The sequence below is a fragment of the Mesorhizobium sp. BHbdii genome (assembly GCF_053848045.1).
Genome location: NZ_JBSPKX010000002.1, coordinates 841,516 through 854,623, shown reverse-complemented (window position 1 = coordinate 854,623; position 13,108 = coordinate 841,516). Strand labels below are relative to the sequence as shown.

Here is a 13,108-nt window from a genome sequence, read left to right as displayed (position 1 = left end):
CGCTGGCATAACGCGGCGCCGCCGCCGCTTGGAAAATCGCCCATGAACGATTTCTGGTCCTATTGGTATTTCCACATACCGAATTTCATCCTCGCCGCGGTGATGTACACGCTGATGGGGCGTCTCCTACTCGGCCTCTTCGTGCCCGAAAGCTGGGACAACTACATCTGGCGCTTCTTCAAGTCCGTCACGGACCCGGTGCTGCGGATCGTGCGGACCATCACGCCGTCGATCCTGACCCAGCCGGTGGTGATCGTCTTCAGCGTGCTCTGGCTTATGGCCTTGCGCGTCGGCTATCTCGTTTTTCTGATCAATTTCGGCATTGCGCCGATGGCTTCACAAGGGGGTTGAGGCAATGGACAGAAACGCTCTTGTGCCGGTCATGGCGGTCGCCATCGTCAACGGTATCTTTTCGCCGTGGGTGCTGTTGGTGTTCCTGTTCTATCCGGTCTGGTATCCGGGCTGGGCGCCTCCCTTAAGCCAGATCGTTTACATGGCAAGTGCGCTGATCCTGTCGACGATGACCATCATGCTCGCCGGCGTCCCGGCCGCGCTCTATGAGCGCTGGTCGGCGCACCCCAGGAGCATCGTCGTCTCGTCTATCTGGCTTGCCGGCACGGTTTTGTTGACGCTGCCGGCGCTGCCGAATGTGATGCAGGCGCTAAGCGGCGGCTGAGAATTTCCCGCCCCCGGCTGTCAGCGTTCTTCCCGGCGGAACGGCTTGAGCAACGCCGATGGAGCGACGGCATTGCGCGACATCACCGCCATGGCGACGATGGTGAAGATGAAGGGCAGCATCAGGAACGCCTCATAGGGGATGTGGCCGAGCCCGCTTGCCTGCATGCGCAGTTGCAAGGCATCGACGAAGGCGAATAGCAGGGCGGCCCCTGCCGAACGCCAGGGATCCCAGCGACCGAAGACGACGAGCGCGATCGCCACCCAGCCACGTCCGGAGACAAGGCCGAAGGTGAAAGCGTTGAACTGCACCATCGACAGGAAAGCCCCGGCCAGCCCCATCAGGGCGCCGCCGAGGATCACCGCCTGGAAGCGAATGGCGATAACGCCGACGCCGGCCGAATCGGCGGCGCGCGGATTTTCGCCGACCATGCGCACGGACAGGCCCCACGGCGTCCGGTAGAGCACGAAGGCGGCCAGGGGAACGGCTGCCATCGCCATGTAGACCAGCGAAAACTGGTTGAACACCGCCGGTCCGAGCACCGGGATGTCAGAGAGAACAGGGATCGGCAGCGTCTCGAAACTCTTGATGCTGGGCGGCACCGATTGCTGGCCGAAGATCAGCCGGTAAAGGAAATAGGCGAGGCCCGACGAGAACAGCGTCACGCCGATGCCGCAGACATGCTGGCTGAGGCCGAGCGCCACCGTGAACAGCGCATGCACGGCACCCATCAGCGCACCGGTGACAACTGCCGCAAGCACGCCGAGCCACAGGCTGCCGCTGAGGCTGGTCGCGGTGAAGCCGGTCATCGCCGACAACAGCATGATGCCTTCGATGCCGAGATTGAGCACGCCGGCGCGCTCGGAGAACATCTCGCCCAATGTTGCGAAAGCCAGCGGCGTGGCAATCCGGATGATGGCGGCCAGGAAGCCGACCTGAAAAATCTGTTCGAGCACGACGCTCATTTTGCTGTCCCCACGCGGCGGATGCGGTAGGCGGTGAACAGCAGCGCCACCAACATGGCGAGCAGCGCGGTTCCCTGTATGACATCGCTGAGAAAGGCCGGAACGCCGGTGGCTCGCGACATCGCCTCAGCGCCGGTCATGACGGCGGCGAGGAAGAGCGCCGCCGGCACCACGCCGAGCGGGTTGAGCCTCGCCAGCATGGCGACAACGATGCCGGAATAGCCATAGCCCGGCGAGATGTCGCTCATCACCTGGAAATGCACGCCGCCGACCTCGCCGACGCCGGCAAGCCCGGCCAGCGCGCCGGACAGCAGCGCCGTCGAGATCAGCACGCGCTCGACATGGATGCCGCCATAGCGCGCAGCTTCTGGATTTTCGCCGATGACCCTGATCCTGAAGCCGAGCGTCGTGCGCGCGATCAGGAACCAGATGACCGGCGCAGCAAGGAACGCTGCCACAACGCCGAGATGCAGCCGCGTCCCTTCGAGCAGCACCGGGAAATTCGCGGAATCTTCGATCGGCGGCGAGATCGGGTAGCCGCTGAAAGTATCTTTCCACGGGCCCTCGATCAGCGCCATCAGGGCGTAAAAGATGACCGAGTTGAGCAGCAACGAGCTGACCACGTCATCAACACTGAATTTGACGCGCAGCGTCGCCGGCACCAAGGCGACTGCGGCACCGGCGGCAGCGCCTGCCGCCGCCATGAGAAGCATGGCGAGCGGCCCCGGCATCGGGATGGCGCCGACCGCGCAGCTCGCCACCGCACCGGCCAGCAACTGCCCCTCGGCGCCGATGTTCCAGAATTTGGCACGGAAGGCGACGGCGACGGCCAGCCCGGTAAAGATCATCGGGGTCGCGCGCACGAGCGTTTCGGTGATGGCGTAGCTGTCGCCCAGCGACGCCGAGAACATCACGCCATAGGCTTCGATGACGCCGGCACCGGCCAGCGCGATGAGGCCGCTGCACAGCACCAGCGTTGCTCCGATCGCCAGCAGCGGCAGAGCGAGATTGAACCAGCCGGGCGTGCTGGTGCGGGCTTCGAGGCGAAACATCAGGCTGTCCCCTCCGCCCCGGTCATCATCAGGCCGAGCCGCGCAATGGTGGCGTCGGCGCTGTCGAGCGTGCCGACGATCCGTCCCTCATACATCACCGCGATGCGGTCGCAGAGCATGAGCAGCTCTTCGAGATCCTCGCCGAGGACGATGATGCCGCAGCCCCTGCCACGCATGTCGAGGAACTTTTCGTGGATGAAGCGCGCCGCACCGATGTCGAGACCGCGCGTCGGCTGCGACACGATCAGCACCTTGGGGTCGAAGGCGAGCTCGCGCGCCAGCAGCGCCTTTTGCAGATTGCCACCGGACAGCGCTCCGGCCCGCGTCATCGGTCCGGGGCAGCGTATGTCATAGGCCTTGATCTGCGCTTCGGCGAAGGCGCGGATGGCATCCGGCCTGAGCAGGCCGTTGCGGCTGAACGCCCCCGTGCCGATGCGCGGCAGCACCATCGAATCCGCCAGCGGCAAATTGGTGACCAGACCGGTCGTCATCCGGTCTTCCGGGATGCGCCCGAGACCGAGCGCCTGCACCTCGCGCGGCGAGAACCGCGAGACCATTTTGCCGGCTATTGTCATCCGGCCGGCATCGGGCGCGCGAACGCCGGAGATCACCTCGGCAAGCGCCCACTGGCCATTGCCCGCGACACCGGCAATGCCGAGAATCTCGCCGGCACGCACGAAGAGCGACACGTCGCGCAGCGCCATGCCGGAATGCCGCGACGTCGAGATGCCGTCGAGGGTCAGCACCGCGGCACCTGGCGTCGATGGTCCCCTGGCCGGCGGAACGATCTCGTGGCCGCACATCAGCCGCGCCATCTCCGAGGATGTCGTGCTTGCGGGGGTATCGACGCGCCCGGTCACGCGGCCATGCCGCAGCACCACGCAGCGATGGGTGAGCGCCCTAACCTCGTTGAGCTTATGCGAGATGAAGATGATGCCGAGGCCCTGGGCCGCCATCGAGCGCAGCGCCGAAAACAGCCCGTCGACCTCTGTCGGCGCCAGCACCGCCGTCGGCTCGTCGAGGATCAGCAGCCTTGCACCGCGAAACAATGCCTTGACGATTTCGAGCCGCTGCTGCTCGCCGATCGATAATGCCGAGACGGGAAGGTCCGGATCGAGCGTGAGCCCGTGCTGCCGGCCGATCTCGCCCAGCCGCGCCAGCCCGCCGGCGCGATCGATGCGGCCCGACTTTCCGGGAATGCCGATCAGCAGGTTTTCCAGCACCGAAAGCCGCGGTGCGAGATGGAAATGCTGGTGCACCATGCCGATGCCGGCGGCAAGCGCATCGGCCGAGCTGTTGATCGTCACCGGCCGGTCCTGAACCAGGATCTCGCCGGCGTCGGGCGCATAGGCGCCGAACAGCACGTTCATCAGCGTCGTCTTGCCGGCGCCGTTTTCACCCAGCAGCCCGAGAATCTCACCCGGCGCGACGCTGAGATCGACGGCTTCGTTTGCCTTGACGGCGCCGAAGCTTTTCGAGATGCCGCGCATTTCGATGAGTGGGGCAGATGTTGACAAGGGTGCTCCTGGTGGGAGATGGCGCGACTCTTCACCCTCCCCCTTGTGGGGAGGGTCGGCTTACGATCGTAGCGAAGCGAAGATCGAGAGACGGGGTGGGGGTACGGCGCCGACCCCACCCCGCTCCGCTTCGCGGATCGACCCTCCCCACAAGGGGGAGGGTAAAAAACTCAATCCGAAACCGGCGTGTTCTCGTCGACATCGACGCGGAAATTGCCGTCGAGGATTTCGGCCTTTTTCTTCTCGACCAGCTCCTTGACGTCGGCGGGCAGGGTCTTGTCGAATTTGTGGTACGGCGCCAGAAAGGAGCCGCCCTTGGCCATGCGCGAGAAATCACCGTAATCCTGGGCGGTGAAGACGCCGGCCTTTACCAGTTTGATCGCGTGCTCGACCGTCGGATACATGTCCCACACCGGGCCGGTTATCACCGTGTCCGGGCCGAGGTTGGACTGGTCGGACATGTTGGAGATGGCGAGGATCTTCCTCTCGACCGCCGCTTCGATGACGCCGAAACGTTCGGCATAGATCACGTCGACACCGGCGTCGATCTGGGCGATAGCCGCTTCCTTGGCCTTTGGCGGGTCGAAGAAAGAGCCGATGAAAGCCACCTTCCGCTTGATGTTAGGATTGACCTCCCGGGCGCCGGCAAAGAAGGCATTGACGAGCCGGTTCACTTCCGGAATGCCCATCGCCGCAACGGCGCCGATCGTGCCTGATTTCGACATCTTTCCGGCGATCAGGCCGGAGAGATAAGCCGGCTCGTGGATCCAATTGTCGAAGACTGCGAAATTCGGCTCGGCCGGCCCGGCGCCGGAGCCGAACAGGAAGGCAACCTTCGGGAACTGCTTGGCGGTCCGGCGGGATTCCCGTTCGGCGGCGAAGGCGTCGCCCATTACCAGCTCATAGCCGCCTTGCGCATATTCGCGCATGACACGGCTGAAATCCGCCGTCTGAACCTTCTCCGACCATTTGTACTCGATGCCGAGTTCCTTCTCGGCCCTCTGCAGGGCGACATGGATCTGGTGGACCCATGGCTCCTCGGTCGGCGTGGCAAAGATCGCCGCCACCTTCAGCTTCTTGTCCTGAGCTAAGGCCAGACCCGGCAGCATGGTTGCTGCCAGGCCGAGCGCGCCCAGTTCCAGAACGCTGCGTCGCGAAAGCCCTTTGCATTTCGACTGGACTTTGCTCTTCCCGTTTTCCATCGCATGCCCCTCTGATTGGCGCCGTGGCGAGCCGGCTGTTTCTTTGAATTGTCAGCTGGGGAACTATGGAACGGAGCCTCACCTTTGTCCACATGGTCAAATTTTTCGGGGGGAGCAGCAGCTGCCGCCCGCCGTGGCAGACCGCGGCCGGCGCTCGATCTTGTTTTACTGCCGTTCCAGCGCCACGGCGATGCCTTGGCCAACGCCGATGCACATGGTGGCGAGCGCATAGCGGCCGCCGCGCTCCCTGAGCTCCAGCGCCGCAGTGCCTGATATGCGCGCACCCGACATGCCGAGAGGATGGCCGAGTGCGATGGCGCCGCCATTCGGGTTGACGTGCTCCGCGTCCTCGGCAATGCCGAGCTGGCGGAGCACGGCGATGGCTTGGGAGGCAAAGGCCTCGTTGAGCTCGATGACGTCGAAATCTGCCGGCTTCAGCCCGAGCCGGGCACACAGCTTCTGTGTCGCCGGCACGGGGCCGATGCCCATGATGCGCGGCACCACGCCGGCGACCGCACCGCCGAGGATGCGGGCGATCGGCGTCAGCCCATATTTCTTCACGGCAGCTTCCGAGGCGACGATCAGCGCCGCGGCACCATCGTTGACGCCCGACGCATTGCCGGCCGTGACCGCGCCGCCTTGCCGGAACGGCGTCGGCAATTTCGCCAGCGCCTCGATCGTCGTACCCGCGCGTGGATGCTCGTCCTTCGAGACGACGACCGCGTCGCCCTTGCGCTGCGGTATCGTTACGGGAATGATTTCCTTCGCCAGCCGGCTATTGGCCTGCGCGGCCACCGCCTTGTCCTGGCTGCGCACGGCAAACGCATCCTGGTCCGCGCGGGAGATGGCGAACTCTTCCGCGACATTCTCGCCGGTCTCCGGCATCGAATCGATGCCGTACTGCTCCTGCATCAGCGGATTGACGAAACGCCAACCGATGGTGGTGTCGTGAATCTCGGCATTGCGGGAGAAGGCCGTCTCCGCCTTGGGCATGACGAAAGGGGCACGGCTCATCGATTCGACGCCGCCTGATATCAACAGCTCCGCCTCGCCCGCCTTGATAGCGCGTGCGGCGATGATGATGGCATCCATGCCCGAACCGCAGAGGCGATTGACGGTCGAGCCGGATACCTCCTTGGGCAACCCGGCCAGCAGCAGTGCCATGCGCGCGACATTGCGATTATCCTCGCCGGCCTGGTTGGCGCAGCCATAGACGACGTCATCGATCGCGGCCCAATCGATGCCGGGGTTGCGCTCGACCAATGCTCTCAGGGGGATCGCGCCAAGGTCGTCGGCGCGGATCGAAGACAATGACCCACCAAAGCGTCCGATCGGCGTGCGGATGTAGTCGCAGATATAGGCCTCGGCCATCTAACAGCTCTTTTTTGCGTTTCCCTGCTACGACCCCGCTCGCTTGCGCTCAATGCTTGATGCGGTCGCGCATGGCGTACCAGAGCATGCCGAGCACATAAAGCGGACCGCGCAGCGCCGTGCCGCCGGGAAACGGCAACGGCCTAAGCGTCGAAAACAGATCGAGCCGCGAATTATCGCCCGTGATTGCCTCGGCGAGCAGCTTTCCCGACAGCGTCGACAGGATCACGCCCTTGCCGGAATAGCCATGCGCAAAATAGACCTCGCCATAGTGGCCGACATCCGGCAGGCGCGATGTCGTCACCGAGACGAGGCCGCCCCAGGCATGGTCGATGCGGCGGCCGCGCAATTGCGGAAAGGTCTTTTCCATATGCGGCCGCACGAAGCCGGCAATGTCGGCGGGCGGCGACGGCGTGTAGCGCTCGCCGCCGCCGAACAACAGGCGTCCGTCCGCCGACAGCCGGTAGTAGTTGACCACGAAGCGGGTGTCGGAAACGGCGACATTGCTTGGGATGACGTCGCTCGGGTCGTCCAACGGCTCGGTGGCGACGATGTAGTTGCCGACCGGCATGATGCGGCTGTTGACGCGCGGCTCGAGCCCCTGGAGCAGCGCGTCGCCCGCCAGCACGACATGCCTGGCCCGGACCGAGCCCTTGGCCGTCGCAACCCTGATGGCAGGTTCCCGCTCCAGCCGCAGCGCCACCGAATTCTCATGGATGCTGACGCCCGCAGCTGCCGCGGCGCGGGCAAGACCCAGCGTGTAGTTCAGCGGATGCATATGGCCGCCGAGCTTCTCGTACATCGCGCCGTGATAGGGGGTGTTCACCATTCCGCGCGCCTGCGCCGCCGACATCATCTCGACGTCATGAAAATTCATCACGCTGGCAAGGCACTCAGCCTCTTCTTCGAGGTCGCGCAGGTCGGAGCCGTTGATCGCACCGGCGAGGTGGCCGGTCAGCCGGAGGTCGCAATCGATGGCGTGGCGCTCGATCAGGTCGAGCACCAGTCCGCGCGCCTCGAAGGCGAGATCGAACAGCGCCCGCGCCCGTTCGGGCCCATAGAGCTTGACCAGCCCCTTGGCGCCCTTGCGCAGGCCGGGGATTATCTGGCCGCCATTGCGCCCGGACGCCCCCCAGCCGATCTTGCCGCCTTCGAGGAGCACCACCTTCAGCCCGCGCTCGGCGGCATGAAGGGCTGCGGACAGGCCGGTGCAGCCGCCGCCGACCACCACCAGATCGGCGTCGATGTCGCCCTGCAGCGCCGAATGCTCCGGAGCCGGATTGGCCGTCGCGACATAGTAGGATTTGCCGATATCCAGGCCGGAGTTGAAGCTCATCATCATACCTTGAGCAGCAGGTGGTCGCGTTCCCAGCTGGTGACGACGCTCTGGAACAGGTCAAGCTCGACGCTCTTGACGCGCAGATAGGTCTGGAAGAAATCCTCGCCGAGCAACTCCCGAACCGGACTGCACGCAGCGAAACGGTCGAGCGCCTCCTCCATGGTTTTCGGCAGCGTGCTCTTGCTGCGATAGGCATTGCCCGATGCCGCTGGCGAGCGCGAGAGCTTTTCTTCGACGCCGAGATAGCCGCAGAGCAGCGAGCCGGCCATCGCCAGATAGGGATTGGAATCGGCGCCGGGCAGCCGGTTTTCCACCCGCCGCGCGGCGCGCGCGCCGGCCGGCACGCGCAGGCCGCAGGAGCGGTTGTCGTGCGACCACTCGATGTTGGCCGGGGCGCTGTGGTTCGGCCGGATGCGGCGGAACGAATTCACGTTCGGCGCAAACAGCGGCATCACCTCGGGAAGGTATTTCTGCAGGCCGCCGACGAAATGCCCGAACATTTCGGTGTCGGCATCGTCGCGCCCGGCAAACAGCGTATTCCCGGCCTCGTCGACGAGCGACATATGGAGATGCATGGAGCTGCCGGCCTGTGTGGCGATCGGCTTGGCCATGAAGGTCGCATGCATGCCGAATTCCTGTGCGGCCTGGCGCGTCATCCTCTTGAACAGCAGCACCTTGTCGGCCAGCGGCAGCGCGTCGCCATGCAGGAAATTGATCTCGAGCTGCGCCGTGCCCGATTCATGGATCAGCGTGTCGAGCGGCAGCCCGGCCGCCGCGGCATAATCGTAGAGGCGCCGGATCACCGGCTCGAATTCCTCCAACGCCGCCATGTCATAAGGATGCTGCACTGTTTCGGAACGGCCATTGCGCCCGACCGGTGCGCTCAACGGCCGATCAGGATCGGGATTAGGCGCGGTCAGGTAGAATTCGAGTTCCGGCGCCACCACCGCCCGCCATCCCCGCTGGCGGTAGAGATCGAGCACGGCCCTCAAGACGTGGCGCGGGGAGGCCATCCACGGCCGGTCGTCCATGTGAAACGCGTCGGCAAAGACATAGGCTTTCCCTGCTCCGGCACCGGGTGCCAGGCAGAGCGTCGCAACGTCCGGCACCATCCGCATGTCGGGGTCCTGATAGCCGAAGCCCTCGTCGTTGGAACCGGAATAGCGGCCGTCGATGCAGACCAGGAAGGCGCTGCTCGGCAGGTAGAGCGCGCGATCTTCGAGCGACTTCAGGAACTTGGCCGTCGGCAAGGTCTTGCCGCGCAGCACGCCGTTCACATCCGGCACCAGGCACTCGACTTCCCTGATCCCCTGCTGCTCCAGCCATCCCTTCGGATCGTCCGTCGGGGTCATTTGCGGTGCATCCGTTGTCGTGGTGTTGAGCATCAGGTCACGTCCTTAGAGGGCGAGAATGGCTTCGGCGGCGATTTCGGTTCCCGGCGCCCGTGCCATGGTGACCGCATTCTCCTTGAGGCGAAAGCGCATCCCGCTGTCGGCCATTAGGCCAAGGATGGCATTTTCCAGTTCATCGTCGCTCCAGCCGTCGCGGCTGATGTGGCGGCCAACGCCAGTTTCCTCAGCGCGTCGCGCATTGTCATGCCCGTCCCAGCAATAGGGCATGATCAGCGACGGCACGCCGAAACGCAGCGCTTCGCAAAAGCTGTTGTTGCCGCCGTGATGGATGAAGAGATCGGATTTCGCGACGACCGACGGCTGCGGAAACCAGGCGTCGAGATAGACATTGTCCGGAACCGCGCGATAGGTGTCGCGCAGACCGCCGACATTGACGATGAACCGAGCCGGAAGCCGGTCGAACACGGCAAGCATGCGCTCGATCAGGCCGACATCCATGGCGCCCAGGCTGCCGAAGCTGAGATAGACCAGCGGCCCGTCATTGCGCGGAAAGACCGGCACATCGAACGGCCCTTCCGAACGGACGCAGCCTTCGAGATAGACGAAGCGGGCCGGGTCGAGCGGCTCGGCGCGCTGCCTGCGCACGATCGTTGGGGTCAGCAGCAAATTGAGGTCGGGCGAAGCTTCGAGAAAAAGGCCCTTCGGCAAGGGCGCAAGACCGGCGTCGATCCGAAGCCGGTTGAACCGGTCATGCGCCGGAGCGACCGCTGCCAGATAGCGCGCCTCGAAGGCCGCGCGGCTTGGGTCGTCGGCGGCGAGACCGGACAGATAGGGTGGTACATCGGCGTCGGGAAGCTCGGTCTCGGCGCAGGAGACGACGCGCACCCATGGGCAGCCGGCGGCGGCCAGCGCCGGAAACATGATGACATTGTCGAGCACCACGGCATCCGGCTTCAGCCGGGCCACCAATTGGCGCAGCGGCCCCTCGGCATTGACCGCGGTATCGACGATCGCTTCCCAGGTCGGGGCGACGTAGGTTTCGAGCTGATCGATCGGGCTCAGCCTGAAATGCGGCAGATGCCGGCGCACGAAAGCTTGCCAGTAGCTCTGGCGTTCGCTGTCGGTCAGCGGCTCGTCGGTCGGCAACTGGTATTCCTGAAAACCATAGTCGGCGAACACACCGGAAAAGCCGGCGTGACAGATGAACACCGGCCGGGCTCCACGGGCGCGCAAGGCTTGCGCGATACCGACGCAATTGAGCGCGGCGCCGAAGCTCGCTTCGGGAAACAGCGCGATGGTCGGGCTGGCTTTGCGCGTCACTACGGTCCTCGTGAGTCCGGCCGGCTGATCATGCCGAACAATGCGGGGGCCCCGCGACTGGCCGCCTGCGGCCGCTGGCTGCGGGAGAGCCGCAGGTGAACGCGAAGCAGATCGGCTGCAACCTCATACTGCCGGCTTTCCAATTGGTCGAGTATGGTCAGGTGCTCGCGCAGCGATTGCTTCAGCCGGAAGACGTTGACGCCGGCATAGGTCCCCGGCAGCCGGCGCAGCCTGAGATGGTCGGACAGCGCGTCGGTGACGAACCGGTTGGCGGCGCCGTCGGCGATCATTCCGTGAAAATCGATGTCCAGCCGCTGGAACTCTCTGATATCGAATGCGGCATCGGGCAGCGCCAGCAGCGTTTCCATGCCCTGGCGCAAGGCTGCCGCGCGCGTCCCGTCCAGCCGAAAGCCGGGCGCCAGAATGGCGGCGGGTTCCAGCAGCAGGCGGAACTCATAGCTTTCCCCTTGTGCCTCCGGATCGTCAGGCGCCCGCCTGAACAGCCAGGCCTGCCCCGGTGCACGGTCCAGAAGATTTTCCTCCGTCAGTTTCTTTAGCGATTTTAGTACCGTCTTTCGTTCGGCACCATAGCGCCGCACCAGCGCGCCGATGGTCACCGTTTGATCCAGCCGGCGCGCCGATCGATCGCGCAGGATCATCTCCGCGAGTTCGTCTTCCTCGGCGCTCGGCAGGTCGGCTGAAACGGTCGCCTGGTTGGTGAGGTCGACGGCCAGCCGATAGCCCGATTCAGCCTCCCAGCGCACGACACCCCTTTCGGTGAGCAGGCGCAAAGCGGCCCGCACCGGGGTTCGAGATACGTTGCAGAGCGAGGCGATCTGCTGTTCCGGGAGATGAGCGCCGGCCTCGAAGCCGCGCTGCCGGGCCACATCGAGAATGCGCTGAGCGAGATCGAGATGGTTGGTGCGCGGTCGTCTGGCGGCGGCTTGCATGGCGATTTCTCATGAACGGCTTGACCGCTACGGCCTGACCGATCGCGCTTATAGCGCGTTCGGCGATTTCGCAGCGACGTGCCAAATTATGGATTGACGTACTTTTTTCTGCAATAGTACTGTGAGGTCAAACGGCAACAAAAAGACCGGGGAACAGGATCGAAGCGGCGGCATGGTCGCAAGCGCTGGTCCGACGATTGATTGAATTCGACGATCAACCAGAATGGGAGTCTGTCATGACCGCCTCAACCCGCCTGCGCCATCCGTTAAAGATATCTTCGGTCGCGCTTGGTCTCGCCCTGGCGCTGTCGGCGCCGGCGGCCGCCGCCGACCTCGTCATTTCCAACTGGGACGGCTACATGGCGCCGGATGCCATGGCCGCCTTCAAGGCCGCAACCGGCGTTTCCGGCGAAGTCGTGGTTCACGCCACCAATGAGGAGATCATGGGCAAGCTCGTGGCTTCGGGCGGCAAGGGCTATGACGTGGTCTTCGTCTCCTCGCCCTTTGCCGAAGTGCTGAACAAGCTCGGCCTGATCGAGGCGATCGACCACGCGAAGATCCCCAACCTTGCCAATCTCTATCCCGAGGCGACGAAGCTGCCGCACGATGCCGGCAACAATTTCTCCGTGCCTTACACTTGGGGCACCACCGGCCTCTGCTACCGCTCGGATCTGGTCAAGACCGAGCCGGCCAGCTGGAACGATCTTCTCGCCCCCTCCGACGACCTCAAGGGCAAGACCACCATGCTGGCGACCGACCGCTGGCTGCTGGCCGCCGGCCAACTCGCCAAGGGCTATTCGGTCAACGAGACCGATCCGGCCAAGCTCGCCGAGGTCAAGGACCTGCTGATCTCGGCCAAGAAGACCTTGCTCGCCTATGACGACACCACCTTCTACTCGAAGCTGGTCTCCGGCGAGGCGTTGTTGGTGCAGGCATGGGACGGCTGGTGCAATTACGGCATCGCCGAGAAGCCTGAGATCAAATACGTCATCCCCAAAGAGGGCTCGGATCTGTGGGTCGACACGATGGTGGTGATGAAGGCTTCGGCCAACAAGGACGCCGCCTTCCAGTTCATCAACTTCATGCTGGACGCCAAGAACCACGCCTGGGCGGCGCAGAACATCGACTACAAGGTGCCGAACAAGCCGGCTATGGAAAGTCTGCCTGCGGATTTCCTCGCCAAGTTCCCCAATATGAGCATGCCGGTGGCCGAGCTGGTCAAGTTCGAGCAGTTGCGCGACGTCGGCGACGCCCAGCGCGACTATTCGAAGATCGTCAGCGAGATCAAGGCCGCGCAGTAACCAGTATCAAGGTCAGAGATCGCGGTCGACGGCGGGCCTCCGCCGCCGGCCGCTGAGTGCGGT

At 64.4% G+C, this 13,108-nt stretch carries 12 protein-coding genes; 3 read left to right on the top strand and 9 right to left on the bottom strand.

The features are described from left to right. The first annotated feature begins 42 nt into the window (after positions 1-42). Both ACWTU8_RS16890 and ACWTU8_RS16885 read left to right on the top strand, forming a co-directional pair. A complete protein-coding gene (locus ACWTU8_RS16890) occupies positions 43-351 on the top strand; it encodes a YggT family protein (protein ID WP_029349200.1) in 309 nt (102 codons plus the stop codon). 4 nt (positions 352-355) lie between these two features. After that, entirely contained in the window at positions 356-676 is a 321-nt protein-coding gene (locus ACWTU8_RS16885) for a hypothetical protein (RefSeq protein ID WP_455849017.1), read from the top strand. A gap of 20 nt (positions 677-696) precedes the next feature. Here the strand turns inward: ACWTU8_RS16885 and ACWTU8_RS16880 are convergent, their stop codons facing one another. The 9 genes from ACWTU8_RS16880 to ACWTU8_RS16840 all read right to left on the bottom strand — a co-directional run bounded on the left by ACWTU8_RS16880 (position 697) and on the right by ACWTU8_RS16840 (position 11,744). Continuing rightward, positions 697-1,641 carry an ABC transporter permease gene (locus ACWTU8_RS16880; protein WP_455849016.1) on the bottom strand — a complete coding sequence of 315 codons (945 nt, stop codon included), beginning with the start codon at positions 1,639-1,641 and terminating at the stop codon, positions 697-699. Then, positions 1,638-2,693, bottom strand: a complete 1,056-nt coding sequence (locus ACWTU8_RS16875; protein WP_029349211.1) for an ABC transporter permease — start codon at positions 2,691-2,693, stop codon at positions 1,638-1,640. The genes ACWTU8_RS16880 and ACWTU8_RS16875 overlap by 4 nt, the downstream gene beginning before the upstream one ends. Further along, positions 2,693-4,183, bottom strand: coding sequence for an ABC transporter ATP-binding protein (locus ACWTU8_RS16870; RefSeq protein WP_455849087.1), 1,491 nt, complete (start codon positions 4,181-4,183; stop codon positions 2,693-2,695). The genes ACWTU8_RS16875 and ACWTU8_RS16870 overlap by 1 nt, the downstream gene beginning before the upstream one ends. A gap of 197 nt (positions 4,184-4,380) precedes the next feature. Beyond that, entirely contained in the window at positions 4,381-5,412 is a 1,032-nt protein-coding gene (locus ACWTU8_RS16865) for a BMP family protein (protein ID WP_127209731.1), read from the bottom strand. A 165-nt stretch (positions 5,413-5,577) separates the two neighbouring features. After that, positions 5,578-6,783, bottom strand: a complete 1,206-nt coding sequence (pcaF, locus tag ACWTU8_RS16860) for a 3-oxoadipyl-CoA thiolase (protein WP_455849015.1) — start codon at positions 6,781-6,783, stop codon at positions 5,578-5,580. Between the two features lie 49 nt (positions 6,784-6,832). After that, positions 6,833-8,122, bottom strand: a complete 1,290-nt coding sequence (locus tag ACWTU8_RS16855; RefSeq protein WP_455849086.1) for an NAD(P)/FAD-dependent oxidoreductase — start codon at positions 8,120-8,122, stop codon at positions 6,833-6,835. Further along, entirely contained in the window at positions 8,122-9,474 is a 1,353-nt protein-coding gene (locus ACWTU8_RS16850; RefSeq protein WP_455849014.1) for a glutamine synthetase family protein, read from the bottom strand. Before ACWTU8_RS16850 ends, ACWTU8_RS16855 begins: the two co-directional genes overlap by 1 nt. 45 nt (positions 9,475-9,519) lie before the next feature. Continuing rightward, positions 9,520-10,794 (bottom strand): glycosyltransferase, encoded by a 1,275-nt coding sequence (locus tag ACWTU8_RS16845; RefSeq protein ID WP_455849013.1) that lies wholly within the window; start codon positions 10,792-10,794, stop codon positions 9,520-9,522. Further along, on the bottom strand, positions 10,794-11,744 hold the full coding sequence (locus tag ACWTU8_RS16840) for a GntR family transcriptional regulator (protein ID WP_455849012.1): 951 nt from the start codon (positions 11,742-11,744) through the stop codon (positions 10,794-10,796). The genes ACWTU8_RS16845 and ACWTU8_RS16840 overlap by 1 nt, the downstream gene beginning before the upstream one ends. Positions 11,745-11,980: 236 nt before the next feature. On the opposite strand from ACWTU8_RS16840, the gene ACWTU8_RS16835 reads away from it, so the two are divergent. After that, positions 11,981-13,045 carry a polyamine ABC transporter substrate-binding protein gene (locus ACWTU8_RS16835; RefSeq protein WP_287336340.1) on the top strand — a complete coding sequence of 355 codons (1,065 nt, stop codon included), beginning with the start codon at positions 11,981-11,983 and terminating at the stop codon, positions 13,043-13,045. Positions 13,046-13,108 lie beyond the last annotated feature (63 nt).

What these genes read in the sequence shown, in the direction of transcription:
- ACWTU8_RS16850 (WP_455849014.1), bottom strand. Translation starts at nt 9,474, where the DNA reads ATGACCCCGACGGACGATCCGAAGGGATGGCTGGAGCAGCAGGGGATC.
- ACWTU8_RS16855 (WP_455849086.1), bottom strand. Translation starts at nt 8,122, where the DNA reads ATGATGAGCTTCAACTCCGGCCTGGATATCGGCAAATCCTACTATGTC.
- ACWTU8_RS16880 (WP_455849016.1), bottom strand. Translation starts at nt 1,641, where the DNA reads ATGAGCGTCGTGCTCGAACAGATTTTTCAGGTCGGCTTCCTGGCCGCC.
- ACWTU8_RS16835 (WP_287336340.1), top strand. Translation starts at nt 11,981, where the DNA reads ATGACCGCCTCAACCCGCCTGCGCCATCCGTTAAAGATATCTTCGGTC.
- ACWTU8_RS16890 (WP_029349200.1), top strand. Translation starts at nt 43, where the DNA reads ATGAACGATTTCTGGTCCTATTGGTATTTCCACATACCGAATTTCATC.
- ACWTU8_RS16870 (WP_455849087.1), bottom strand. Translation starts at nt 4,183, where the DNA reads ATGCGCGGCATCTCGAAAAGCTTCGGCGCCGTCAAGGCAAACGAAGCC.
- pcaF (WP_455849015.1), bottom strand. Translation starts at nt 6,783, where the DNA reads ATGGCCGAGGCCTATATCTGCGACTACATCCGCACGCCGATCGGACGC.
- ACWTU8_RS16885 (WP_455849017.1), top strand. Translation starts at nt 356, where the DNA reads ATGGACAGAAACGCTCTTGTGCCGGTCATGGCGGTCGCCATCGTCAAC.
- ACWTU8_RS16875 (WP_029349211.1), bottom strand. Translation starts at nt 2,693, where the DNA reads ATGTTTCGCCTCGAAGCCCGCACCAGCACGCCCGGCTGGTTCAATCTC.
- ACWTU8_RS16840 (WP_455849012.1), bottom strand. Translation starts at nt 11,744, where the DNA reads ATGCAAGCCGCCGCCAGACGACCGCGCACCAACCATCTCGATCTCGCT.
- ACWTU8_RS16865 (WP_127209731.1), bottom strand. Translation starts at nt 5,412, where the DNA reads ATGGAAAACGGGAAGAGCAAAGTCCAGTCGAAATGCAAAGGGCTTTCG.